The 25,783-nt window shown below is 48.3% G+C and carries 21 protein-coding genes; all 21 read right to left on the bottom strand.

What is annotated here, in order from left to right:
* Positions 1-66: 66 nt before the first annotated feature.
* The gene (locus ACWXW9_RS07570; protein WP_494928902.1) at positions 67-831 is read right to left on the bottom strand and encodes a cell division protein FtsQ/DivIB; all 765 of its coding nucleotides are present in this window, start codon (positions 829-831) and stop codon (positions 67-69) included.
* A gap of 56 nt (positions 832-887) precedes the next feature.
* Positions 888-2,171 carry a UDP-N-acetylglucosamine 1-carboxyvinyltransferase gene (gene murA / locus ACWXW9_RS07565; protein ID WP_494928901.1) on the bottom strand — a complete coding sequence of 428 codons (1,284 nt, stop codon included), beginning with the start codon at positions 2,169-2,171 and terminating at the stop codon, positions 888-890.
* 16 nt (positions 2,172-2,187) lie between these two features.
* Complete coding sequence (gene murB, locus ACWXW9_RS07560; RefSeq protein WP_134913486.1) at positions 2,188-3,093, bottom strand: UDP-N-acetylmuramate dehydrogenase; 906 nt, start codon at positions 3,091-3,093, stop codon at positions 2,188-2,190.
* Positions 3,094-3,239: 146 nt separating this feature from the next.
* On the bottom strand, positions 3,240-4,349 hold the full coding sequence (gene murG / locus ACWXW9_RS07555) for an undecaprenyldiphospho-muramoylpentapeptide beta-N-acetylglucosaminyltransferase (protein ID WP_476125520.1): 1,110 nt from the start codon (positions 4,347-4,349) through the stop codon (positions 3,240-3,242).
* A 6-nt stretch (positions 4,350-4,355) separates the two neighbouring features.
* A complete protein-coding gene (spoVE, locus tag ACWXW9_RS07550) occupies positions 4,356-5,453 on the bottom strand; it encodes a stage V sporulation protein E (protein ID WP_494928900.1) in 1,098 nt (365 codons plus the stop codon).
* 49 nt (positions 5,454-5,502) lie between these two features.
* A complete protein-coding gene (murD, locus tag ACWXW9_RS07545; RefSeq protein WP_494928899.1) occupies positions 5,503-6,924 on the bottom strand; it encodes a UDP-N-acetylmuramoyl-L-alanine--D-glutamate ligase in 1,422 nt (473 codons plus the stop codon).
* A 4-nt stretch (positions 6,925-6,928) separates the two neighbouring features.
* The gene (gene mraY / locus ACWXW9_RS07540) at positions 6,929-7,897 is read right to left on the bottom strand and encodes a phospho-N-acetylmuramoyl-pentapeptide-transferase (RefSeq protein ID WP_014282442.1); all 969 of its coding nucleotides are present in this window, start codon (positions 7,895-7,897) and stop codon (positions 6,929-6,931) included.
* A 22-nt stretch (positions 7,898-7,919) separates the two neighbouring features.
* Complete coding sequence (locus ACWXW9_RS07535; protein WP_494928986.1) at positions 7,920-9,323, bottom strand: UDP-N-acetylmuramoyl-tripeptide--D-alanyl-D-alanine ligase; 1,404 nt, start codon at positions 9,321-9,323, stop codon at positions 7,920-7,922.
* Positions 9,323-10,810, bottom strand: a complete 1,488-nt coding sequence (locus ACWXW9_RS07530; RefSeq protein WP_494928898.1) for a UDP-N-acetylmuramoyl-L-alanyl-D-glutamate--2,6-diaminopimelate ligase — start codon at positions 10,808-10,810, stop codon at positions 9,323-9,325. The genes ACWXW9_RS07535 and ACWXW9_RS07530 overlap by 1 nt, the downstream gene beginning before the upstream one ends.
* 56 nt (positions 10,811-10,866) lie before the next feature.
* Complete coding sequence (locus ACWXW9_RS07525; RefSeq protein ID WP_494928897.1) at positions 10,867-12,783, bottom strand: stage V sporulation protein D; 1,917 nt, start codon at positions 12,781-12,783, stop codon at positions 10,867-10,869.
* Between the two features lie 83 nt (positions 12,784-12,866).
* Positions 12,867-15,218 carry a penicillin-binding transpeptidase domain-containing protein gene (locus tag ACWXW9_RS07520; protein WP_494928896.1) on the bottom strand — a complete coding sequence of 784 codons (2,352 nt, stop codon included), beginning with the start codon at positions 15,216-15,218 and terminating at the stop codon, positions 12,867-12,869.
* A gap of 62 nt (positions 15,219-15,280) precedes the next feature.
* Positions 15,281-15,661 (bottom strand): hypothetical protein, encoded by a 381-nt coding sequence (locus tag ACWXW9_RS07515; RefSeq protein ID WP_025685739.1) that lies wholly within the window; start codon positions 15,659-15,661, stop codon positions 15,281-15,283.
* A gap of 24 nt (positions 15,662-15,685) precedes the next feature.
* A complete protein-coding gene (rsmH, locus tag ACWXW9_RS07510) occupies positions 15,686-16,636 on the bottom strand; it encodes a 16S rRNA (cytosine(1402)-N(4))-methyltransferase RsmH (protein ID WP_431087831.1) in 951 nt (316 codons plus the stop codon).
* Positions 16,637-16,653: 17 nt separating this feature from the next.
* Complete coding sequence (gene mraZ, locus ACWXW9_RS07505; RefSeq protein WP_007431201.1) at positions 16,654-17,091, bottom strand: division/cell wall cluster transcriptional repressor MraZ; 438 nt, start codon at positions 17,089-17,091, stop codon at positions 16,654-16,656.
* 334 nt (positions 17,092-17,425) lie between these two features.
* Entirely contained in the window at positions 17,426-18,691 is a 1,266-nt protein-coding gene (locus ACWXW9_RS07500) for an adenosylhomocysteinase (RefSeq protein ID WP_149093316.1), read from the bottom strand.
* Positions 18,692-18,735: 44 nt separating this feature from the next.
* A complete protein-coding gene (gene bshC, locus ACWXW9_RS07495) occupies positions 18,736-20,367 on the bottom strand; it encodes a bacillithiol biosynthesis cysteine-adding enzyme BshC (protein WP_494928895.1) in 1,632 nt (543 codons plus the stop codon).
* Between the two features lie 122 nt (positions 20,368-20,489).
* Entirely contained in the window at positions 20,490-21,434 is a 945-nt protein-coding gene (locus ACWXW9_RS07490; protein WP_044648186.1) for an ABC transporter ATP-binding protein, read from the bottom strand.
* 11 nt (positions 21,435-21,445) lie between these two features.
* Positions 21,446-22,396: an ABC transporter permease gene (locus ACWXW9_RS07485; protein ID WP_494928894.1), complete on the bottom strand. Its 951-nt coding sequence runs from the start codon at positions 22,394-22,396 to the stop codon at positions 21,446-21,448.
* 3 nt (positions 22,397-22,399) lie between these two features.
* Positions 22,400-23,332, bottom strand: coding sequence for an ABC transporter permease (locus ACWXW9_RS07480; RefSeq protein ID WP_044648188.1), 933 nt, complete (start codon positions 23,330-23,332; stop codon positions 22,400-22,402).
* Positions 23,333-23,530: 198 nt separating this feature from the next.
* On the bottom strand, positions 23,531-25,237 hold the full coding sequence (locus ACWXW9_RS07475) for a peptide ABC transporter substrate-binding protein (RefSeq protein WP_494928893.1): 1,707 nt from the start codon (positions 25,235-25,237) through the stop codon (positions 23,531-23,533).
* A gap of 153 nt (positions 25,238-25,390) precedes the next feature.
* Entirely contained in the window at positions 25,391-25,780 is a 390-nt protein-coding gene (locus ACWXW9_RS07470; RefSeq protein ID WP_494928892.1) for a DUF3397 domain-containing protein, read from the bottom strand.
* Between the last annotated feature and the right edge of the window lie 3 nt (positions 25,781-25,783).

The raw sequence follows: 25,783 nt of genomic DNA, 5'->3' as shown, positions 1-25,783 counted from the left end.
AAATTCGAAGAAAAAAGAAGGAGGCAAGTCTATTACCCATAAAATCAATTCTAGCATTTTTTCACATCACTGAGTAGTATCTTTTTCTTGGGCCTCTTCGCTCGTGTCCTGTTTGAACGGAACGTAGGAATCTGCCTCCAGCATGGTGATCAAACCAGGCTCTTCTGTTTCCAGCACCTGATTCAAATAGCTGATTTTAGAGCTCAGAAGAGAAACCGTCGTAATGACCTCAAATTGAGAGCGTGTATACATTTTTATGCGGTCCGGAAAAGAAGGGATCGGCGCGGGAATGATTTCCGAAATGTCGGCTGTCCATTCCCCCGGAATCCGAGATAACGCATCACACAGCTTTGCTTTGTAGGGATCATCCGATTTCCATTTGGTCAAAATGGGCTTCTCAACTGCAATTCCGCTGCTGCCCACGCCAACGCTTGTCCCATTTGCAAGAATGGCGCGCAGGCTCCCATCACTCTGCAACTCGTAAGCAACCGTAGCATACTCTTTAATATGAACAGCAATAACTCCTGGAAACTGCTTGTCCACTGTTACTTGTTGAATCGACTGAATCTCTCGCAGCTTATTGGAAATGCCTGAAGAACTGACTCCGAAATACTGATCCCCGATAGCCAGACCACTTCGATTAAGCAACTGTTCCCGAGTCGAAAATACATTACCGTCAAAATGGATTTCAGAAACCCGGCTTAACGAGGAACGGAAAAAGAGAACAGCCAGCAGTACGATAAACAACAAAATGAGCAGGATGGCAATCTTCCGACTTGTTCTTTTTTTCATTCTGTTCTGTTTAAGAACAGGTATTTGAGCGTTTGGCATAGCTTCTCTCCACAAAAGCCTTTGGTCCCTCCGCTAACGGAGGGACATTACAGGCATTAATTTACGAAATCCAGTTGCTCTGGCACCGGAGACTGACGGCTCATTCGTGCACCCAGTCCCTGGAAAAGACGCTCAATCCGGTCATACCCTCTGTCAATATGGTGTACCTGCTCGACAATGGTAAGCCCTTGAGCTGCCAGACCCGCTATAACCAGCGCAGCCCCCGCGCGTAGATCGGTAGCCTCTACCGTGGCCCCGTACAGACGGGGAACTCCCCGTATAAAGGCGGCATTCGCATCAACCGTAATATCGGCACCCATCACATTCAATTCATCCACATGTTTGAATCGACTTTCGAAGACCGTCTCTTTCATCACACTAAAGCCATCTGCCAGAGAAAGCAGAACCATGACTTGTGACTGCAAGTCCGTCGGAAAAGACGGGTAAGGGGAGGTAACAATCCTCTCCACCGCTTTGGGGCGGCTCATGCAGCTTACGGTCATTATATCATTCAAGATGCCGATTTGAACACCAGCCCGCCTGAGGACGTGAATCAGAGCGGACAAATGGGAGGGATTACAGTGCGTCAACGACACACTGCCACGCGTGGCCGCAGCCGCGATTATAACGGTCCCGGCCACAATACGGTCGGGAATAACCTCATACGTACACGGATTCAAGGAGTTGACTCCCGTAATCGTAATCGTATCCGTCCCCGCTCCGATAATACGAGCTCCCATCGCATTCAGGAAGTTTTGAAGATCCTGAATCTCAGGTTCCCTCGCTGCGTTGGTAATCGTTGTCTGGCCTTCGGCCAACGCAGCGGCCATCATAATGTTTTCTGTAGCCCCCACGCTCGGGAAATCCAGATGGATATCCGTTCCTGTCAGCTTGCGGGCCCGAAATGTAATTTGTTCTTCTTTTTCCACGATCTCCGCTCCAAGCGCCTTAAGGCCCTCCAGGTGAAGATCAATTTTGCGCTCGCCTATGGCGCAGCCTCCCGGTTGGTAAATGGAAACTTCTCCATATCTGGCGAGCAGCGGTCCCATGAGAAAGATAGACGAGCGCATTTGCTTCATCAAATCTTCCGGAATCTGGAACGTTCGGACGGACGACGTATCCACGTATACCGTTTCCTCTTCATGTCGGCATGTACAGCCAAGTCTCTCAAGGATGTGCAGCATGACCTTAATGTCTAATAAATGGGGCACATTCCGAATTTCTACCTTACCTTGTGCAAGCAAGCTTGCCGCAAGAATAGGCAGTGCCGCATTTTTTGCCCCATGGATACGTATGGTGCCTGACAAGGGACGGCCTCCCTCAATCACCAATTTGTCCAATGTATCACCTCCGAGTTTACCGCTCACCCACTACGAAAACCTCCGGAACTAGCTTGATGCCGGTTTGAGATGATATTGTACTTTGAATATGCTTCATTAGGGTAAGCACGTCCTCTGCTGTCGCTTGACCGGTATTTACAATGAAATTGGCATGCTGTACGGAAACTTCAGCGCCTCCAGCCTTTAAGCCCTTGAGACCTGCATCTTCAATAAGACGGGCCGCATAGTCTCCTGGCGGATTGCGAAACACGCTTCCCGCACAGGCCAGCTGTAACGGCTGAGTCTGCCTGCGACGATCTTTGAAGGCTGCAAGCGCCGCCGAAATTTCCTCTCGGTCGCCCTGCTTCATCCGAAACACCGCTTCTGTCACCATTCCACGCTGCTCATGCAGCACGGAGTGGCGATAGCTGAAATGCATTTGTTCGGCATCATACACAGCCAATTCCCCTGTATCCAGCACAATCTCAGCGGACTGGAATATTTGTGACACATCAGACCCATGGGCACCGGCGTTCATGTAGACAGCCCCGCCAACCGATCCCGGGATACCTCCCGCAAATTCGAGGCCGGATAGCCCCTGCTTGCTGGCCATGACACACAGTTTGACTAGTGACACGCCTCCACCGGCGACGATCCGTTCATCTTCAAAACGGACATAATCAAATCCCGGTCCCAGCTTGATCACGAGACCCCGGATTCCTTTATCGGAAACGAGCATGTTCGAGCCCCGTCCCAACTGCATCCACGGGATTCCGTGCTCGCCAGCCAGCCGCAGTAAAGTTGCTAGCTGCTCCTTGGTATCCGGGATGACAAGTGCATCCGCCGGACCCCCAATCTTCCACGTCGTATATTTGGAAAGCGGCTCATGCTCCAGCACTTTTCCGATATCATGCTCCGCTAATAATGGCATCCATTGCTGCATTTGTACTGAAACCTCCTTGTTGCTTGCCCCGCATGGTTGTATGGCTCTCGCCTGACAACCGGCAGCCTGAGTGATGGTCACAATGTATAGGGTATCTTATGTCAATACCATCCAGTGTGTGACAACCGCCCAGTCTGCGCTGCGGTCTAACTTTTACGGGCAAGACGCTCCATTTCTTTTACTAAAATATCAGCTGAATCAGGCTTGCCAAGCGCAGACGCTGATTCAGCCATTCGGCTGCGCAATGCCTCATCCTCCATGATCCCCGCAATGGATTGAAACAAGGACGAACCGTTCAGGTCCTTCTCCACAATCATGACCGAAGCCCCTGCTTTTTCAAGTGTACGGGCATTGGCCTCCTGGTGGTTGTTCGTCACATTGGGAGATGGAATCAAAATGGATGGAATACCCAATGATGTGATTTCAGCCAAAAAGGACGCGCCGGCGCGATTAACGATTAAAGAGGTACAAGCCAGCACCTCCGGCATATTGTGAATATAGGGAAGCACATGCAGATGATTGGGTAGTGAGCCGATCTGATTCCGTATGCTGTCCAACGTCTGCTCATAGTAAGATTCACCAGTCACATATACAAAATGGACGTCTTTCAGTTGCGAAAGTTGCGGAGCCATTGCAATCATGGCATCATTGATGGCCTTTGCTCCCCTGCTACCACCGACCACAAGCACGACCGAGCTGTTCATTGGAACCCCGATGGTAGCAAAGCCCCGGTCCCGGTTAGCCTGACGAACCGTTGTAGCGCGCGGATTCCCGGTGTACAGTACATTTTTGGCTTTGGGGAAAGCTCCTTCAGAGCCCTCAAAGCTGACTGCCACCGTATCCACGTAACGGCTCAGAAACGCATTGGTCAGGCCCGGAATTGCGTTTTGCTCATGAATAATGCTGGGTATCCCCAACTTGGAAGCTGCATAGACGACAGGGCCGCATACATAACCCCCCGTGCCGATAACGATATCCGGCTTGAATTTTTTCAATAATGCTTTGGATCTGCGGACCCCTTTGAAGAAGCGCATAATCGTTTTTATATTTTCCACAGACAGGCTGCGACGGAATCCTGTAATATCAATAGCCTCGAATGGAATTTTTTCCTGAGGAACCAGCTTGCTTTCCAGTCCCCGCTGACCGCCAATGTATAAAAATTCAGCGTCCGGATCAATCTCTTCGCACTGTCTGGCTACGGCGAGCGCCGGATAAATGTGTCCTCCGGTACCGCCGCCGCTCAACACGACGCGCATAAACGTTCACCTCGCATAACGTGATAAATTCAGTAAAATGCCCAGCGCTGTTAGCATCAACGTTAGAGAAGAGCCTCCGTAGCTGATTAAGGGCAGTGTTATTCCTGTCACCGGCATTAAGCCGATTACGACACCTATGTTAATGACCACCTGTACGGCAACCATTCCTACAATGCCCACAGCGAGCAAACTGCCGTAAGTATCCGGAATGGTAATAGCGACGCGCATTCCTCTCCACACGAGAACCAGAAAGAGCGCTAGCACCGTCATTCCACCGATAAAGCCAAGCTCCTCCGCCAAAATCGAAAAAATAAAGTCCGTCTGCGGCTCGGGAACATAGCTGTATTTCTGGCGGCTCATGCCAAGCCCCAAGCCTGCCAGCCCACCAGGTCCAATGGCGTACAGCGATTGAATAATCTGATAGCCTGCACCAAGCGGATCGGACCATGGGTCCAGAAACGCAGTGATCCGCTGGAGCCGATAAGGCGCAGCCGCAATCAGTGCCGCAAATCCGGCCGCTCCCGTTAATGCCAGCAGGCCCAAATGCTTCATACGTGCGCCTGCCGTAAATACGATCAGCATGGACGCCCCCATCATCACCGTGCCTGTGCCCAAATCGGGCTGGAGCATAATCAGGCCAAAGGCCAGTCCCATGAGTCCAAGCGGGGGCAGCAGGCCGTGCATAAAGGAATTAATATCATAATCCGGGCGGCTGAGCCAGCGGGCGAGAAAAAGAATCATGCCCAGCTTCATAAACTCGGATGGCTGAATGCCAAAAGAACTGATACCGAGCCAGCTTCGTGCACCGCCTCTGACTACACCAATACCGGGAATGAGTACGGCAACCAGCAGAGCGAGACAGATCAGCAGTACGACCTTGGCATACTTCTGCCAGATCCGATAGTCCGTTCGGGCAGTAAAGTACATCGCTACAAGACCTAGCCCGGCGAACAGCAATTGCCGCTTCACAAAATAGTAGGAGTCCCCGTACTCGTGAAAAGCGAGGACGGCGCCCGCACTGTATACCATAACCATGCCGATGGCTAACAAGCTCAAAATACAGACGAAAAGCCATATATCCGGCGCTGGACGAGATTGCTTCATCAGGAGGCCACCCCTTGCATAAAAGTAGGGGCTTATCCAACCCCCCTACTTACAATTTATGCGCCGCCTCTTTAAAAATACGTCCACGCTCTTCATAGGACCGGAACATATCCCAACTTGCGCACGCGGGTGAGAGCAATACAACATCTCCCGGCTCAGCAAGTTTAGCAGCCTTGTTCACAGCCTCCACGAGCGTAACGGCGGCGTCCTCCCCATTATCGACGACCTCGATACGCTCTATTCCAGCCTGACGTGCCCGGTCTGCCAGCTTATGCCGAGTCTCGCCCAGCAGCACAACAGCCTTTACACCCTCTTGCAAGGACGGTACGAGCTCTGCATAATCCGAACCCCGGTCCAATCCTCCGGCAATCAATACAATAGGTTGCTTGAAGGAAGACAGCGCCATCATCGTCGCTTTGGAATTGGTTGCTTTAGAATTGTTATAATAAGCTGCCCCGGCATGTTCTCCAACATATTCGAGCCGATGCTCCACTCCACGAAAAGCACTTAGCGGTTCCGCCAATTCAGACGGCTCCGCTCCTGCAGCAATAGCAATCGCACAAGCAGCGAGGGCATTTTCCACATTAAAGCGGCCTGGAAGACCAATCTCGGCAACGCCTATAATCGGATGCACCACACCACTCGCATCGCGATATACGATGCTGCGTTCGATGTCATCCGTCACATCCGGTATGTATGGCGGGTCAGCGAACAACCCTTCCTGCAAACGTTCCGTCATTGAGAACGGGAGCAGCTTCGCTTTGATATAGGGCACAAGCTCCCGACAAACGGGATCATCCCAGTTCAATACCGCAGTATCAGCCGCCGTTTGATTGGCAAACAGACGCGCCTTGGACGCAACATAATCTTCCATGTCACCATGATAATCCAGATGGGTTTCAGCCACGTTCAGCAAGCAGGCTACAGCAGGTTTGAAATCCTTTGTTCCTTTTAACTGAAAACTGCTCAGCTCCACCACCATCCACTCGTCCGATCTGGCATCCACAGCGGCCTCACATAATGGCGTGCCGATATTACCAGCCACGATCGGCTTCATGCCGGATGCCTCTAACAGCTTACCTACCCAAGTGGTCGTGGTCGTCTTCCCATTCGAGCCTGTAATCCCGATCATCGGCGCTTTGCATAGATGATAGGCGACCTCGACCTCGGTCACGACCTCAATCCCCAGTTCGACAGCTTTCTGCACTGGCGGGGCCGTATAAGGAATACCCGGATTTTTGACAACCAGCTTCACTCCCGGATGAATTAGCCCTTCCGGGTGACTGCCGCATAAAACGGAAATTCCCAAAGCCTCTAATTCAGAAGCTTCGGGACATTGTTCCCTGTCTTTTTTATCATTGACTGTCAGCTTGGCCCCGGCCTGGTGCAGTACCTTGGCGACTTGCACACCACTTTTGGCCAGGCCTATAATAACGACCTCTTGATCTCGGTATGTGTCTGGATGATTCATTTGTCTACAACCCCTTGTTGAGATAAAGTCCGAGTCCTGCCAGCAGCAGTCCTACAGCCCAAAATGTAATAACTACGCGCCATTCGGACCAGCCGGACAGCTCGAAGTGATGATGAATCGGGCTCATTTTGAAAATACGTTTGCCACGTGTTTTAAAGGAAGCTACTTGCAAAACTACGGACAGCATTTCAATTACAAATACGCCACCAATAATAATGAACAAAATTTCGCTTTTGGTGACGATAGCGATGGCACCTATAGCGCCTCCGATTCCCAGCGAGCCTGTATCGCCCATAAACACCTTGGCCGGATGTGCGTTGTATACAAGAAAGCCAAGTACGGCACCAATCATGGCCGCTGAGCAAACCGCAGCCGGAAGCGAGGTTGCTTGAATAGCTACGATGGCATAAGCACCGAAGGCAATCGCACTGGTACCGGACAGCAGCCCGTCCAGCCCATCTGTGAAGTTGACGGCGTTGCTAATCGCCAGCATCATAATAACGATGAACGGATAATAGAACCAGCCACTCCAATCAAACGACCAGGAAGTTCCCGGAATGCCAATGGCAGTGCTGTGATCGTTACTAATCAGAAGCCAGCACATGATTCCACTGAACAGCAATTGCCCGAATAGCTTTTGACGGGCAGTCAGTCCGAGCGAACGCTTGAAAACAATTTTGATATAGTCGTCCAGGAAGCCGATCAGTCCAAAACCAAGCGTAGCGACCAGCAGGACGTAAAAGTCCGTATTTTTTATCGCCGAAAATTTAAGAAAGGTCAGCGTAAAAGCCACCAGAATAACGATTCCGCCCATAGTAGGCGTACCCGTCTTTTTAAGATGGCTTTGCGGCCCGTCATCCCGGACCTGCTGGCCGAATTTCATTCGCCGCAGCAGCGGAATGAGTATTGGAGCGGCAATGACCGCCAGTATAAACGATACGACGATCGTCAGCAGTAATAATTGAATATCCATGGGAGTCTCCCTCTCGTCAACATCATTTCTGTAGCGGACCGTTTTTCAGCGCATCCACAATTTCTTCCAGTCGCATCCCTCGGGATGCCTTAACCAGCACAATATCATCGGCACGGAGGTAAGCTTGCAGATCTTGAATCAGTTTTTGCTTATCCTCATAAGCATGTACGTCATCAGACGGCATGGACGCTTGCGCCCCATGCGCAATGGACGCCCCCAACACACCGTAGGTGAACAGCATATCTACGTCATGTTTCGCTGCAAAAAGCCCAATTTCCTCGTGGAATTGCTTTTCCTCGGGACCCAGCTCCAGCATATCGCCAAGCACGGCGATTTTACGTCCCTTTGTTTCGTAACCGGATAATGTCTGAATTGCAGCTTTCATTGAAGCCGGACTGGCGTTATAAGCATCGTTCAGCAGGGTAAGCCCATTGGTGCAGCTCACGACCTCAATGCGCATGCCTGTCAATTTCAAAGCCGACAGCCCTTGGCGCACATGGTCTGCATCCACCCCAAAATGACGCGCTACCGCCAGTGCTGCCAAACCGTTCACAACATTGTGCTGCCCAAGCAACAGAAGCCGGAAAGCATCCTTGCCGGATTGGGCCGTCGTGAACAAGCTGCCTTCTCCATCCGTAGTTATTCCAGTTGGATAATCATCGTTATCCGCAGACATACCGAACGTGAACAGCTTCAAGCCGTCTGGCTTAACCGTTTCGGGCTCCGCGAGCACTTGCGGCAATAGCGGTTCATCTCCATTGTAAATCAGCAAGCCTCCAGGTTTGAGACCGCTGACGATTTCCAGCTTTGCACGTGCTATTTCCGCACGGGAACCGAGCTGGAGCAAATGCGATTCGCCAATGTTCGTAATGACCGCTACATCAGGCTGGGCAATATCCGTCAGCAGGCGAATTTCCCCACGTCCGCTCATGCCCATCTCCAAAATGAGGATGTCCGTATCCTGCGGCATGGATAGCACCGTTAAAGGCAGACCGATGTGGTTGTTATAATTCCCTTCGGTTTTGTGTACTTTAAAGGTCGTACCCAGCAACGCGTTGACGATGTCTTTTGTCGTCGTTTTGCCATTGCTTCCGGTAATCCCTACGACAGGTACACCCGTCTCCCGCAAATATGCGGCCGCAAGACGCTGGAGGGCCACCAAGGTATCCTCTACTTCAATCGCATTCCCTGCCGGGGGTGCACCGTGATCCTTTTGCCATAAAAAAGCAGCCGCTCCTTCTCCACTTACGATCTGCTGTACATAATCATGTCCGTCAAACCGTTCACCCGCGAGTGGAACGAACAGCCCCTGAGCCTGCGGCTTGCGTGAATCTGTAAAAACGCCCTCAACCATTCGTTCGGCGTCCGCCTCTATGTGAAGCGTTCCCCCGCTCATGGAGGCGATTTGACCGATTGTTCTTTTCATCACTTGGATAAACCCCTTATCGCTTCTTTGGCTACGATGCGGTCATCGAATTCATGCACCGTTTTTCCGATCAACTGGTAGGTCTCATGACCTTTTCCCGCAATCAATACTACATCGTCAGGGCTTGCCATTTCAACAGCTTTATGAATAGCAGCTCTACGATCTGTAATCAGCTCGTAACGTTCTGCGGGTATACCTTCATCAATCAGCCCTTGCTCAATGTCTTTCAAAATAGCTTCCGGGTCCTCTGTCCGCGGATTATCCGAGGTAATAAAAGCATGATCGCTGTATTGAGCAGCAATTTTTCCCATCAAAGGACGTTTCGTACGATCCCGATCCCCGCCGCACCCGAATACACACCATACTTTACCAACTGCAAACTCCTTAACGGTGCGGAGCACATTCTCCAGTCCATCCGGTGTATGGGCATAGTCTACAATAACTGCAAATGGCTGACCTGCGTCTACAGGCTCTACCCGTCCGTCTACGCCTGCTATGGACTCCAAGCTGTGCTTGATATCAGGCAGAGACACTCCTTCCAATAAAGCGGCTGTAACGGCTGCCAATGCGTTATACACATTGAACTTGCCCACCATGCGCAGCTCAATATCGGTATCTCCTTTAAAAGTAGAGACATGGAAGGATGTTCCCTTGGCACCTACAGCGATATGGGATGCCTGCACATCCGACTCCTTTTCCACGCCGTATGTAATCACTTGGGCCGCAGTGATAGCCTGAAAATAGGAGGAGGCCGGGTCATCCGCATTCAGAACAGCATATTTACTGTCCGACGCATCCCGCGAAAAGGTATTTCCCAAGCGAGAAAACAACAATCCTTTGGCCGCACGGTACTCCTCCATCGTGTTATGGTAGTCCAGATGATCCTGCGTCAGGTTCGTAAAAATAGCGGTGCGAAAATCAGTTCCTTTCACGCGCCCTTGCTCCAGTGCATGTGAAGATACCTCCATTGCACAGCATTGGACCCCTTGCTCCGCCATATTTCTAAGATAGCGTTGCAGCTCTACCGCCTCGGGTGTGGTACCGGACATAGGGTAGGACTGACCACCGTAACGCATTTGAATCGTTCCGATCAGTCCAGTGTTCATTCCAGCATCGTTCAAGATTTTTTCAATTAGATAAGTTATAGTTGTTTTGCCATTGGTTCCGGTTATGCCAATCATGCGCATACGACGGCTCGGTGAATCAAACATATAATCAGCCAAAACCGCCATTGCGTACCGGGCATCCTTGGCTATAAGTTGTGGCACAGATACATTTAATTCCCGTTCCACAACCAAAGCCGCCGCCCCGGACGCAACTGCCTGCTGTGCATAATCGTGTCCGTCAACTGTAAAACCGGGCAGACACAAAAATAAATCTCCCTGCTGTACACGGCGTGAGTCCGCCCCGATTCCTCGGCAATCCACTGTACCGTCCCCCACAATGCGGGAGGCGGCCAGCAGTGAAGCCAATTGTTGAAGCTGCATCTTTCATTCCTCCATTGCTCTCTCGTTAATCTTAGTATGGGTATAAAAAGAACCTATCAATCCCCCATATATATACGGATTGTTGATCCCCGCTCCAGCCGGGAGCCTGGCTTTGGTGCCTGACTGACCACCGTCTTGCCTGACCCGGATTTTACGAGCATAAAGTTCATATTCATATCTTCGTATAAATCAGCCACAGTAGCACCTACCAAATCCGGCACCGTATCAATTCGGTTTTCCCCGTACTTGTATTCCTTGGCAATCTGATTGGTGCGAGGTGGTATTTTCAGAGCAAGCAGCGAATCCCGCAAAATATTTTGCACGATTGGCGCAGCGACCACCCCGCCGAATTGAATGCCCTTCGGGTTATCCACAGCGGTATAGACGACAATTTGCGGATCATCCGCCGGAGCAAAACCGATAAAGGATACAATATGCTCCGAAGAAGAGTAACGTCCGTTGATCACCTTTTGCGCTGTACCTGTTTTGCCACCCACCCGGTAACCCTCAATAAAAGCGGGACGGCCTGTGCCTTTGGCTACGACGCTCTCCAGTGCTTCCCTCACTTGTCGGGAGGTATCCTCTGAAATGACTCTGCGCACCAGTTCAGGCTCTACTTTTTCCAGCACCTTGCCTGTCTCTGGTTGAATCCAGCCTTTGGTGATGTGCGGTTTATACAGATTGCCGCCATTGATCGCAGCGGACACGGCCGTCACCTGCTGAATCGGAGTGACAGATACCCCTTGGCCAAAAGCGGTTGTCGCCAGCTCTACCGGTCCTACCTGGGGTAACTTAAATAAGATACCATTTGCTTCACCAATCATGTCAATGCCCGTTTTACTGCCAAACCCGAAATTGCGAATATACTTGAAAAGCGATTCCTTGCCCAGACGCTGACCCAGCGTCACAAAGCCTGGATTACAGGAATTTTCCACGACTTGAAGGAAAGTCTGGCTACCGTGGCCGCCTTTTTTCCAACAGCGCAGGCGGGCCCCGCCAACTTCAATGTACCCCGGGTCGAAAAAGCGATCGTTTTTGAGATCGACCTTCTTCTCCTCCAATGCAGCAGCCAAAGTAATAATCTTAAAAGTGGAGCCTGGCTCGTATGTCATCCAAATCGGCAGATTTCGATTGTAAATTTCAGGTGCATATTGTTTGTATAGCGCAGGCTCATAGCCTGGTCGCCCAGCCATACCCAAGATTTCCCCATTTTTGGGGTTCATTGCGATGGCCAACGCGGAATTAGCCTGGAATTTGACCATGGCCTGGTCAAGCTCCCGCTCCATGATAGACTGTACAGACTTATCAATGGTCAGTTGCAAGTTCAGACCATCCTTGGGTTCAACGTACTTCTCAGAAGAGCCGGGCATCAGACGACCGCCTGCATCGGATAGATAGGCAATGCTTCCGTCAATGCCGCGAAGCTTGCTATTATTCTTTTTCTCTACACCCGTTAACCCCTGATTGTCAATTCCCGTAAACCCAAGAATATGAGCCGCCAAATCACCATAAGGATAATAGCGTTTGTTGTCTTCAGCAACAACGATACCCGGCAGCTTCAAATCACGAATTTGCTGCGCTTTCTCCATCGTAATTTTTCGTCCGCCGGGCTGAAGTTTTTGGCTTGCTGTTCGTTTGGTAATCAGTTTGAGCACTTTATCCTCGCTCATATCTAGCAAGGGCGCCAGCCTGCGCGCCGCTTCTTCCGGCTCCTTGATCTGCACCGGTATCGCCATGACTGTCGGCGAAGTGACATTATAGGTCAGCGCCGTACCTTGCCGATCCAAAATTTCGCCGCGTTTGGCGGCAAAAGGTATATTTCGGCGCCACGATTCCTCAGCCTTGGCCGAGAGTTCGCCCCCTTTACCCAATTGAACATAGGCGAGCCGGACTGACAAGGCTGCAAACAGTACCAACAATCCCAGCAGCCCCCATACCAGCCTGCGCCGCATGGTCACGTTAGATTTCTTCAAACGCACTCCCCTCCGTTCCTCCAAATACTCATGACATGTCTTACCTCATGAATATTCAAAAAAACAGACGTTAGAACAAGCTATCAGTTATCTTGGCCTTTAATCGCAGCCGCGCTTTTTTCATCGGCTACAGCGGAGACCCCACCCTTGGAAGTATCCCCGCTTGAGCTTGCACTCGCAGTGGTATCGGTTTTTGCATCAGTATTTGTTTTTGCTGTACTGCCTGTTTGGTTAGGTACGCCGGTAGTCGAGTCGGGTGTTTCCTCCGGCTTAACTCCGGTTACGGTTTCTTTGGCTGGCTGGAGCATCACACTGACGACCCGCTTGCCACTTACCATTTGCGCCTTTTGCGAGACAACATACCCTTCACCGGTTACCTGAACACCCACCTTCATGAGCGTCAACACTTGCAGCGTGTCACGCAACGAGACGCCTGTAAAGTCGGGAATAGTCATGTTGGCACTATCCTCGGTCAGCAAATAAATACGTTGTCCCGGCTTCATTTTTACGCCTGCCTCCGGGTACTGACGGACAATTTTGGAGCCTTTGCCGACCGTTTCATAGGCAATCCCCTGTTTGAGCAATGCGTTTTGCGCATCCTTCTTCACCTGACCAGTTAATTGTGGCACCGTCGGTAAATTCACCGTTTTCACAGCAGCACTATCTGATTTATTATTCGCTTTGGCTCCCGTTTTGGGAACCCCCATGTATTGCAGCGACTGGGATACGATTTTCTTGAACACAGGGGCTGCTGCCGTACCGCCGCCTACCGATTTGTTAGGTTCGTCCATTACAACCAGAACAGCTATTTTCGGATCATTCACAGGTGCAAAGCCGATAAAGGACACGACATCCTTCGAATGGTCGTACACTTTCCCCACGACTTTCGTCGCCGTACCTGTTTTACCGGCAACACGGTATCCGTCAATATAAGCAAGACGCCCGGTTCCAATTTCTTGGTCAGACACGACCTGCTCCAGATAGCTGCTGGTCTGTAGGGCCGATTCCTGCGAAATCACCTGGCGGACTTCCTTTGGCTGAATCGTCTGCACTTCCCCTGTATCCGGGTTCGTAATTTCCTTCACCAGATGAGGCTGCATCAGCTTACCGCCGTTAGCAATGGCCGAGATAGCCGCTACCTGCTGAATCGGCGTTACCTGAACACGTCCGTGTCCATATGCAGCTGTTGCGACTTCGGATTTGTATTGGGTGTGGAACGTAATGGCTCCGCTAGACTCACTCGGAAGATCAATCCCTGTTTTCACACCAAATCCGAAGTTGTTAATATATTTCTTCAACCTTTCGCCGCCCAGCTTATCCAGCCCCAGATGAACGAAACCGACGTTACTTGAGCGCTTAACCCCTTGAAGATAGGTTAACGTTCCCCAATTTCGACTCACGTCACGAATATCCCATCCCCCAACTCGGATCATACCAGACTGATAGGTTTCATTTGGGTTGAATACCTTTTCCTGAACTGCCGCAGCCAAGGTTACAATCTTAAACGTGGAGCCTGGCTCATAAATGGACTGAGTTGCATTATTGCGGAAAAAATCCATTGAAGATGTGCTCCCGTATGTATTGGGATTAAAATTAGGATAACTCGCCATACCGAGAACGTCCATCGTTTTGGGATCTGCCGCTACAACCGTCATCGTTTTCGGATTGTATGTTGCAATAGCTTCCTGCATAGCGTCTTCTATATAATACTGAATCGTGTCATCAATCGTCAGCTTTAAATTCTTACCATTTTGTGCTGGTTCATAATTGCTCTCCGATCCCTGAAGAGGAACTCCCTTTAGATCCCGCTGATAAAGAAGCTTTCCAGCCATGCCCGAGAGCTCTTTATTATAATAGGCTTCCAATCCCATGCCTGCTGTACCGTCTTTCCCGTAATAGCCAAGAACATGAGAAGCCAGCTTATTTTCCGGATAATAGCGCTTGGATTCCTGAACCGTGTCCACAGCTCCAATCACTTTGTACTTGTCCTTTAAATATTCTTTGAACGTATCCACCTGTGCCTTGACCTCAGGGTCTACCTTCCAGCCTCCGTTACGAATCTCGCGGTTTTTTAAATAGTTACCGCCTTTGTCCTTGGCCGAAAGATGCTTTCTCAGTTCGTCCTCAGGTGTTTTGAGCAGCTGATGCAGTTTGGCTACGACCTCGTTTTCCAGATCATATTCCTGGATGATGCTCGGATTGACCACTACTGTATAGGCCGGGGCATCTGTAGCCAGTACATTTCCTTTACGATCCGTAATCGTTCCGCGCTTGGGTTGGATCACCTGGTCTTTTTTCACCTGAGTAACTACCTGATTATGCCAGTATTCCCCGCTCACGACCTGAATCCAAAATACCTTAAATAGCAGAACAAGAAAAAAGAGGGTAATACATCCCCCTATCAGCAGTGTGCGAAGCTTTATTCTTTTGACCATAGCTCAACCTCTCTGCAAAAAAATGTACGTCAGAGCATAGCTTAATGCTATGCCCTAACTAACTAATTGGCAGCCTGCTTTTCCACACGAATGGGCTCTCTCGTCGGCTCGATATATCCCTGTTCCTTTGCCGTAGGTACAATCTGATTTTCCAGCCGTTCCTTCTGAATCTTCAGTTGGGCGATATTGGTCTGTAATTTGGAAATGTCCTTGCTCGCTGTATTAATCGAATAATTGATTTGATAAATGTGCGCGTATCTGCCAATCAGCATACCAGCAATGACAATGCACGTTACAAGTGTCAAAAGATACAGCAGCTTTTCCCGAATCGGCAGCTCTCTACGGCGTGTAACGACTTTAGTGGTTTCACGATACCGTTGTTGCTGAACCTGTTCCTGACGGGCTCTTTCTTTTACAGCCAAATTACCGCGTGTATAAGCCATGTCGCCTCTCCTTCTCCATTAAATTTACAATTTTTCGGCAACTCTCAGCTTGGCTGACCGGGACCGTGGATTAAGCTCCAATTCCTGCTCTGACGCCACAATCGGCTTACGATTCACCAGCTTCAGATCCCCTATCATTTTGTCCTCCAAAATAGGCAAATCAGATGGATAGATGCTTTTCGCCAAATACTCCTTGAAAATATGCTTGCATATCCGATCCTCCAGAGAATGGAACGTAATAACCGAAATTCTGCCCCCTGGAGCCAGACATTTTACTGCCTGATGCAAAGTATCTTCCAGTGCACCCAACTCATCATTCACAGCGATTCGCAAAGCCTGAAAGCTGCGTTTGGCCGGATGTCCCCCGGTTCTGCGTGCCGCAGCCGGAATTCCTTCTTTGATAATATCGACAAGTTCCCCTGTTGTGTGAATAGGCTTGTTTTTTCGACGTTCAACCATAATCTTCGCGATCCGGCGTGAAAACTTCTCTTCTCCGTAGTGAAACAAAATACGCGCAATCTCTGCTTCAGACCATTCATTGACAATCTCGTAAGCCGTCAGCGAGCTACTCTGATCCATCCGCATATCAAGCGGCGCATCATGATTGTAGCTGAATCCCCGTTCCCCCTCATCGAACTGGGGCGAGGACACACCCAGATCGAACAAAATACCCTGTACCTGCGGGACGCCGTCTTTTTCGGGCAATCCCAGTTCAGCCAGCCTGTCCTGCAAGTGGCGAAAGTTGGATTTCACCAATGAAATCTTTCCTTCGTAGGCCGACAGCTTCTCGCGCGCATTGTTCAATGCCCAGTCATCCTGATCAAAGGCAATCAGCCTTCCCTCAGGGCCAAGCTGTGACGCAATGACGGAACTGTGTCCTGCCCCTCCCAACGTGCAGTCCACATAGATCCCGTCCTGCCTGATGTTTAGTGCCTGTGTTGCTTCTTCCTTGAGTACGGTAATGTGGTGAAACAAACGGCTGACCTCCTAAATTACAATTCAAAGTTGAAATCAACCAATTTCTCAGCAATGTCGTTAAATGCTTCTTCTGATTGGCTGAAATATTGCTCCCAAGTGTGCTTGCTCCAAATCTCTACCCGGGTGGACACTCCCAATACGACGCACTCTTTGGTAAGCTTGGCGTATTCGCACAAATTCCCCGGTAAATTTACCCTGCCCTGTTTGTCCAATTCGCATTCAGTCGCGCCCGAGAAAAAAAACCGGGTAAACGCCCGCGCATCGGCCTTCATCAAAGGCAGTGCTTTAAGTTTTTTCTCCATGACAGCCCACTCATCCATGGGATACACGAAGAGGCATTGGTCCAGCCCGCGGGTAACTACGAACGAGGCACCGAGAAGTTCACGAAACTTGGCCGGAACAGTAAGCCGACCCTTCTCATCAATGCTATGTTGGAACTCCCCCATAAACATTGGTTTCGTCACCCCTTACCCCATTCTCCCACTTTGGCCCACTTTCCACCACCTAAGCATAATAGATTCGCTTTAAAAAATCAAAGACCTTCTTTACATTTCCAAAAAGTAATAAACAACAAATCCGTACGGTGATGTCTGTTATTGTTGCCACGTATCATAACACGCCAAAAAGCCCCTTTTTCCATGAAGACGAACTCCCGACAATATGCATCAGGTTTCGAAACAACATGAAAATAAAGGGCTTAGTCTCATTCATTATGCCAACCTATACAAACACCTGTGTTACACGTTAAACCTTTGAACCCGGCCAACGTGACCGGCAATGCTCAAGTTATGCATTCCAGCTATCCAGGTAGACCTTTTGGTCTTCTGTTAAAGAATCAATCTTGATTCCCAGGCTATCGAGCTTGAAGCGGGCTACCTGCTCATCAATTTCATAAGGTACGTTAATTACAGCTTTGCCCAGCTCATTATAACGATCGTTCACATATTTCAAGCCAAGCGCCTGAAGTGCAAATGTGGTATCCATAATTTCCGCAGGATGACCATCCGCCGCAGCCAAATTCACGAGGCGTCCTTCTGCCAGCAAATACATTTTACGTCCATCCTTGAAGCGGTACTCCTCAATGTTGCGACGCACCGTCCGAATGGATTCGGAACGTTTGGCAAGCTCAGGCTTACTAACCTCCACATCAAAATGCCCCGCATTACACAGCACAGCCCCGTCCTTCATGACATCAAAGTGCTCTCCGGTAATTACGGCTTTGTTGCCAGTCACCGTAATGAAGAAGTCACCCAGCTTGGCTGCTTCCACCATTGGCAACACATGGAAACCATCCATATGGGCTTCTACTGCCTTGATTGGATCAACTTCGGTTACGACCACGTTGGCTCCCAGCCCTTTCGCACGCATCGCAACCCCTTTACCACACCAGCCATATCCTACCACGACGACCGTGCTGCCTGCCACAACCAGGTTGGTTGTGCGAATAATGCCGTCGAATGCTGACTGCCCAGTACCATAACGATTGTCGAACAAATATTTGCAGTAAGCATCGTTAACGGCCACCATCGGGAAGTGGAGTTGACCCTCTTTTTCGAGCGCCTTCAAGCGGATAATTCCGGTTGTTGTTTCCTCAGCTCCACCACGGATGGTAGAAATCAGATCAGGTCGTTCGGATTGCAACAGAGTAACCAGGTCGCCTCCGTCATCAATAATAAGGTCCGGCTTCGTTTCCAGCGCCTTAATTTGCAAGCTTTTAAACTCAGCCGGGTCCGGATTGTATTTAGCCAATACCGTAACTCCATCTTCAACCAATGCTGCACAAACATCATCCTGTGTGGACAATGGATTACTACCCGTAATCGTGACCTCAGCCCCGCCCGCCTGTACTACTTTAGCCAGATAGGCCGTTTTGGCCTCCAGATGCAGACAAATGGTTACCTTCAGACCCTTAAAAGGCTGCTCCTGCTCGAACTGTTGACGTATACGGTTCAATACCGGCATATGGGCTTCCACCCAATCAATTTTCAGATGGCCCTCAGGTGCCAGTTTAATATCGTGAACGATGCTGTTTTGCAAAGAATGCGAAGTCATATTTATTCCTCCTTCATATTGGTTGTTGCTGTTAGCATGCTAAATCATACATAAATGACACGATGCGTACCCGTCAGATCGGTAGGTACATCCATAATCATATCGATCAGGCCAAAGCCGTAACGGTTTAGAAAATGATAAATCGTATACACCCGTTCCTGCGGCTGTCCGAACGGAAAAAGTGAGCACTCGATACGATCCCATTGACGAAGCGCTGATTCATTTTGCCGAAACAGCGCTTCCTGAACTTTCGCTTCCAGATAAGAAATCTGTTCCAGAATCTTCTCGCGATTGGTCTCTCCAAGCCGGAGTAAACCTTTTTCAATCAAGCCTGACTGCTGTATCAGCGGTTCGTATATACGGACAAAAGCTTCCTTGGCCCCTGCAAACTGCTCCTGCATTCCAAGCTGATCGTGGGTGACAATCCATTGCTTTTTCCGTTCCTCAAGCCCGTCTCTAACTTCGCCAAAGGTCAATTCATACTTCAACATATGCTTTTCCACACCTGGCTCTACCAACGTAAAGGACATCCGTGGCAGCAGTAATGGCATCTGCATCCCCAGCACGCCGAAGGCATCCCGTGTAATCGCCCAGTAGGCAATTTCTCCTAGTCCCAGCACAGAGGCCAGCACCGGAAATAGTGAGTCCTGCATAAGAGGACGGGTTAGGACATTGTTACTAAAACGTTCCGGGTGCCTGTCTGTCTCTTCGAGCAGTTCTTCGATTGTAAATGCCACCTGACCGCGGCGATCCGTGAACAGCCCGTTTTGCTTGAACAGCAGCAAGCGTTCTTCTTCATGGATATAAAAGAGATTCGCGCCGCCTTCATGGACATCTGCTTGCAAATGATAGCCGTAATCTACAATCCGTACAGCAGTCGCCCGGTAAGCTTGCTCCAGTTCATCATTGTGCTGAACCAACCGACGGAAAATGGATGCCTCCAGCTTGCGCAACGAAGGATCAGCAGAATCCAGCAGCACTAATCCGTAGGCGCCGAAAAGAAGTCCCAGCAGTTTGGCGAAGCTTTCACTTAGTCCGTATAAATCATTGAAACCATGCTCAATCATGCGCAAAATATCAGCCTTATGCTCTGAGTCGGGCAAGCTTTGCTCTATATCAGCCATGGCTTGCTTCCACTCTGCGGCATCGACCTTAATGGCACTAACCGAAGAACGACGTTCCGGCTGCTTATTGAGCTTGATTTTTACTGCTTGCGGATCATTCGCCATTACATAGGTATGATTGACTTCATCCCAGTCATGATCCTCACCCGCAATCCAGAAAACGGGAATAACCGGACGCTCCAGCCGTTTTTCCGCTTCCCTGGCCGCCTTAATAATCGTAGCAGCTTTGTAAACGACCAGCATCGGACCTGTGAACAGTCCGCTTTGCTGCCCGCCAGCTACCACCAGAGCGTCTGGTTGCTCCAGCCGATCCAATGAAGCATGAACCGCCTCGTGTGCGTTGTATTGCTCATTGTATATGCGGAGACATGCTACGACATCCTTACGGTTTAATCGCAGATGCTCCGTCTCGTCCAGTCGCTTCGCTCGTTGGGCATAAGCATCGGCATGCAGAACATCATATTCATACAAATCGCGTGCGCGTCCTGTACCCTGTATGTAATCTTCTGCCAAAGCCGACCCTCCGTGAAGCTCTGCCGGAATTATTCTCATGGGTCTGCCTCCTGTCTCCACCAAAACCTTACTGCTTGATTGTACCGAAAGCCCTTGTCCGCGTCAAAGCTTCCCACAAAAAAACCGCCGAGCATACTCGGCGGTTGGTGCATAAAACAACATCAGGCGTAAGGCTCAGCTACAAAATGTCCTTTGGACACTTCGATCAGCTTGGCATTTTCCAGGTTATAGGCTCCTGACTTATTGCCGGATGCATCATTTGTATGAATTGGGCCGGCTTGATCGCCGGGCATAATAATCCGTTTTTTGTTGGCTTCAACTTCCGGATCGGGAATCGGAATCGCCGACAGAAGCATTTTCGTATAAGGGTGGATCGGGTTTGCATACAACTCGGCGCTTTCTGCAAGCTCAACCATTTTACCCATATACATTACGGCTACCCGGTCACTGATATGCTTGACCATCGAGAGATCATGCGCAATAAACAGGTATGTCAGACCAAGACGCTCTTGAAGCTCTTTTAACAGATTGACCACCTGAGCCTGAATAGACACGTCAAGAGCTGAGATCGGCTCATCACAAATGATGAATTTAGGGTTAACCGCTAGCGCGCGGGCAATACCGATACGTTGACGCTGACCACCGGAAAATTCATGCGGGTAGCGGGTTGCATGATCCGGGTTCAAACCTACCAGATCCAGCAACTCTTCGATCCGTTTTTTACGCTCAGCACGGCTGCCTGCCATGTTATGAATATCCAGCGCCTCACCGATAATATCAGAAACCGTAAAACGCGGGTTCAAGGATGCATACGGATCTTGGAAGATCATCTGCATATCACGGCGCATGGCTTTCATTTTACCTGATGATAATTTGTAGATATCCGTACCGTTAAAGCGCACGCTACCTGCTGTAGGCTCATATAAGCGAAGAATGGTACGGCCCGCTGTAGATTTACCACAACCTGATTCACCAACCATACCTAGTGTTTCGCCTTCGCGAATATAAAAATTCAGGTTGTCCACCGCTTTGAGCACACGGTTTTTGCCAACATTAAAATACTTTTTAAGACCTTCAACCTCAATTAAATTGTTGCTACTCACCATGATCTCACCTCCTATTTCTTCAGCTTCGGATCAAGCGCATCACGCAATCCATCACCAAAAAGGTTGAACGCAAGCATAATCAAACTGATCAAACCTGCCGGGAAAAGCATACGCCAAGGATAGTACATCCATCCTGTCAGAGCTGATTCAATCATTGAACCCAGCGACGACTGAGGATTCGGCACCCCTAAACCGAGAAAACTCAGGAAAGCTTCGGAAAAAATAGCGGTCGGAACGCTCAACGTCAATGTAACGATGATCGGACCTACAGCATTAGGCAAGAGGTGGCGGAAAAGCAAGCGACCTGCTCCAGCACCCATGGAACGGGAAGCAAGTACAAACTCTCTGTTTTTGAGTTGCATCATTTCCCCACGCACAATCCATGACATGTTAATCCAACCAGTTACACATAGGGCAATGATAATTGTCGTGATACTCGGCTCCAGAACAACCAGTAGCAGGATCGTAACAAGCAGATAAGGAATGGAATACAGAATTTCAGAAAATTTATTCATGATTTCATCTACACGTCCACCAAAGTAACCCATAATCCCACCATAAATGACACCAATCAGCAAATCAATCATTGCTGCAGCCAAGCCGATAGTTAAGGAAATTCGGGCACCCATCCATGTACGTACAAACATATCACGACCCAACTCATCCGTTCCGAACCAATGCTCCGCAGAAGGGGGCAGGTTTGTGCTCAGCAAATCATTAGAATAGTAATTATAAGGTGACATCATCGGACCAATTAAGGAGAAAAGCACGATAAGAAATAGAATAATCAAGCTAGTCATAGCAACCTTGTTTTTACGAAGCCGTTCCCAAGCATCGCGCCAAGCAGATAAGCTTTCCCGCTTAATAACTTCGGATTGCTTTTCATCCACTCCAATTTTCTGGAAATCTTCCGGCTTTACCTGGAGCTTGTCCAATTTCACAACATTGTCTTTCACAGACATAAGTTACCCCTCCTTCCCGCCGGTCAGCTTAATCCGAGGATCAATAAACCCGTACGCAACATCCGTAATAAAACGAGCTAACATGAGCAAAACACCATAAAAAATGGTAATGCCCATAATCATAGTGTAATCGCGGCTTGTAATGCTATCCACAAACACTTTACCGATACCACCTATTCCAAAGATTCGTTCAATAACAACAGATCCGGTAATAATATTTGCTGTCATCGGGCCAACATAGGTAACAACTGGCAAAATAGCATTCCGCACAACGTGTTTGAACATGATTGTTATCGATTTCAAGCCTTTAGCCTTGGCCGTTTTAATATAATCCGCATGTAGCACTTCCAACATACTGGAACGCGTCAATCTTGCAATAAATGCAATCGGTTGAGCAGACAAAGCCGCAACAGGCAGAATGTAGTCCATCGGGCCTTCAAAGCCCATAACATTAAATAATCCCAACTTTTGAGCAAAAAAGAACTGAATTAATGATGCAAGAACAAAGCTGGGAACCGCAATCCCCATAATTGCCATTATCATAGCTACCGTATCAATGAGCCTACGATGATACAACGCCGCAAGCATACCTAATAAAATACCGACAATAACAGAAAAAACGATAGCAACCAGACCCAACTTAAGTGATACCATAAAAGTTTGTCCAATAATGTCGCTTACATCTTGATTTAATTTTTTCATGGAAATTCCAAAATCACCTGTAACGATATCACCTAAGTATTTAAAATATTGTACATATACCGGCTTATCCAGCCCATACTGTTCCATCAATCGGGCTTGAATCTCAGGAGACGTCGCTCTTTCACTCATGAAAGGGTTACCCGGAATTGCCTTCATTAGAAAAAACGTCGCAGAGATCAGAATAAGCAAAGAAATAAGCATAAAAACGAATTTACTGATCAAATAACGCGCCATCGCCCGTTTACACCCCCCATTTTTTTCGACACCATTCGATTCTATAGAAATAGAGTTAGGTTGTCCACTCTACTTATATGCATGGTTACATAATTCATGAAAAGAACCCTCACACACAAAAAAAACGGGATATATATGGTAGTATCCACATATATATCCCGAAGTAACCCTTCAACTTCAGAATCAAGTATCAGCTACTTACTGTGTTATATAAGCCCTTGTAAAGTCAATTGCACCACTAAAATCCAAGGCAATCCCTTTTACATTTGGTTTCGTTAAGGAAGTATTAGAGTAATAGTAAATAGGTAACAAAATCATATCATCCTGAACAAGAAGCTTCTCAGCTTTCGCAAATATTTCCATGCGTTTACCTGGATCAGTTTCTGTTCTAGCCGCTTTAATTAAACCGTCATATTCTGGATTAGCGTATCCAGAATTATTGTTACCATTACCAGTTGTCCAGATATCCAGGAATGTCATTGGATCATTAAAGTCAGCAGACCATCCACCACGAGCAATTTGGAAATTCAATTTATTACGAGTTTGGATAAATACGCCCCACTCTTGATTTTGGGTTTTAATATCCACACCCAGATTTTTCTTCCACATATCAGCGACTGCCAAAGCAATCTTTTGGTGTCCTTCAGTGGAGTTATAAAGCAAGGTTATTGGAGGAAGCGAAGTTACACCTTCTTCTTTCATACCTTCTTGAAGCAATTTCTTCGCTTCAGCCACATCTTCCTTGAAATAATCATCTTTGTGCTCATTACGATATTCTTGAGACAAACCTTTGATACCCGGAGGGACAAAGCCATAAGCAGGAATTTCCCCACCCATCGTTACTCTTTCAACAATCGGCTGACGTTGAATGGACATTGCAAAGGCTTTACGAATTTTAAGATTGTTGAACGGTTTTTCAGTAACGTTAAACAAATAGTAATATGTGCTTGCAATACCTTTAGCCTGGAACTCATTAGGCATTTCATTTTTTACAGCCATCATTTGATCTGCAGGGATTTCGCCATTAGGTTTACCTGCATAATCAAGTTGTCCACTTCTGTAAGAAGCGAGTTCTGTTGCACCGCTGTTTACAAGGGACATTGTAATTGTCTTCAACTTAATTTCGTCCTTACCCCAATAATTCTCGCTTTTGGAAACTTCGATCTTTTGACCAGTCTCCCAAGTCGACAATGTGAAAGGTCCATTAGTGATCATGCTTTCTTTTTTAGTCGCCCATTTATCATTATCTTTAACAGACGGGTGCACCGGATAATAGGTGTAGAAAGCAGTCAAGCCCAAGAAGTAAGGTGTTGCATGTTCCAGTTCTACCTGCAATGTATGGTCGTCAACTGCTTTGACACCTACATCTTTGAAGTCTGGAATTTTAGTTCCTTTAAAAGATTTGGATGTGCTCAGGTTGTATCCCTCAGCATTCTTGATATAGTACAATTGGTAAGCATACGGAGGTGCTGGAGCCGTGGAAGGATCCAGTACCCGTTGCCAAGCAAATACGAAGTCACTTGCTTTGACAGGGTCACCATTACTCCATTTTGCAGTATCCCGAAGCTTGAACGTATATGTTTTTCCATCATCGGAAATTTTCCATGATTCAGCTACGCCAGGAATTTCTTTACCATCAGGGCCCATGCGAACAAGACCTTCATACATTGTTTTCAAAACAGTGTTTGCTTGAGTATCTTGAGCCTGTGCCGGGTCAAATGTTGGTGGCTCGGATGCCAGATTAATGCGCAAAATCTGTTTGTCGGCCGGAGCCGGCGTAGTTGATGCATTTTCTTGTGCGCCCTTGCCATTGTTTTCGTTCTTGCTGCTGGAGCCACAACCTGCTAACAGTGCGCCAACTGCAAGAATGAGTGTCAAAAGGACTAAAAAGCTTTTCCTTTTCATCTAGCGTTTTCCCCCTAGTTCTAAAGTGGTATATGTTTATAGATTATACAACCAGCGGTCAAAAAAATCTACATCACATTTCTTTAAATTGAGCTTTTTTTTCAAAAAAACATGATTAATTCATATTTTTTCGGGTTTTCATGTCATGTTATATCACATGTTATTGAATATATTTTTAAATATGCCAACAATAGTTAATAAAATATACGCCAATGTCATTGCTATAAAAGTCAATCTCCAGACTGCTCTACATAATCTTTTGCCATCGACCTTACCCTTTATTCGATTTTGGGCTCCTCCAATTAAACCCAGCGCCAGAAGAAGCAACAATAATATCAAATAAAAACCGAATCGTGATGCAAAAATGACGTTAAAGAGCGCCGCGACGGATAGTATCAGAAAAGCCGTGGTAATGTCCATAGATATAAGCAGCGACTTCTTTTTTTCCATTTTAAGCAGGTAGCGGCAAAGCGCAAACACGATCAGAAACGGAAAAAAGGGAAGAATACTAAATGTGATGATGGTACCTTGTATGAGACTCAACTG

The organism is Paenibacillus sp. LT-B23, from assembly GCF_059417685.1.
This window is presented reverse-complemented; position numbering and strand designations above follow the sequence as displayed.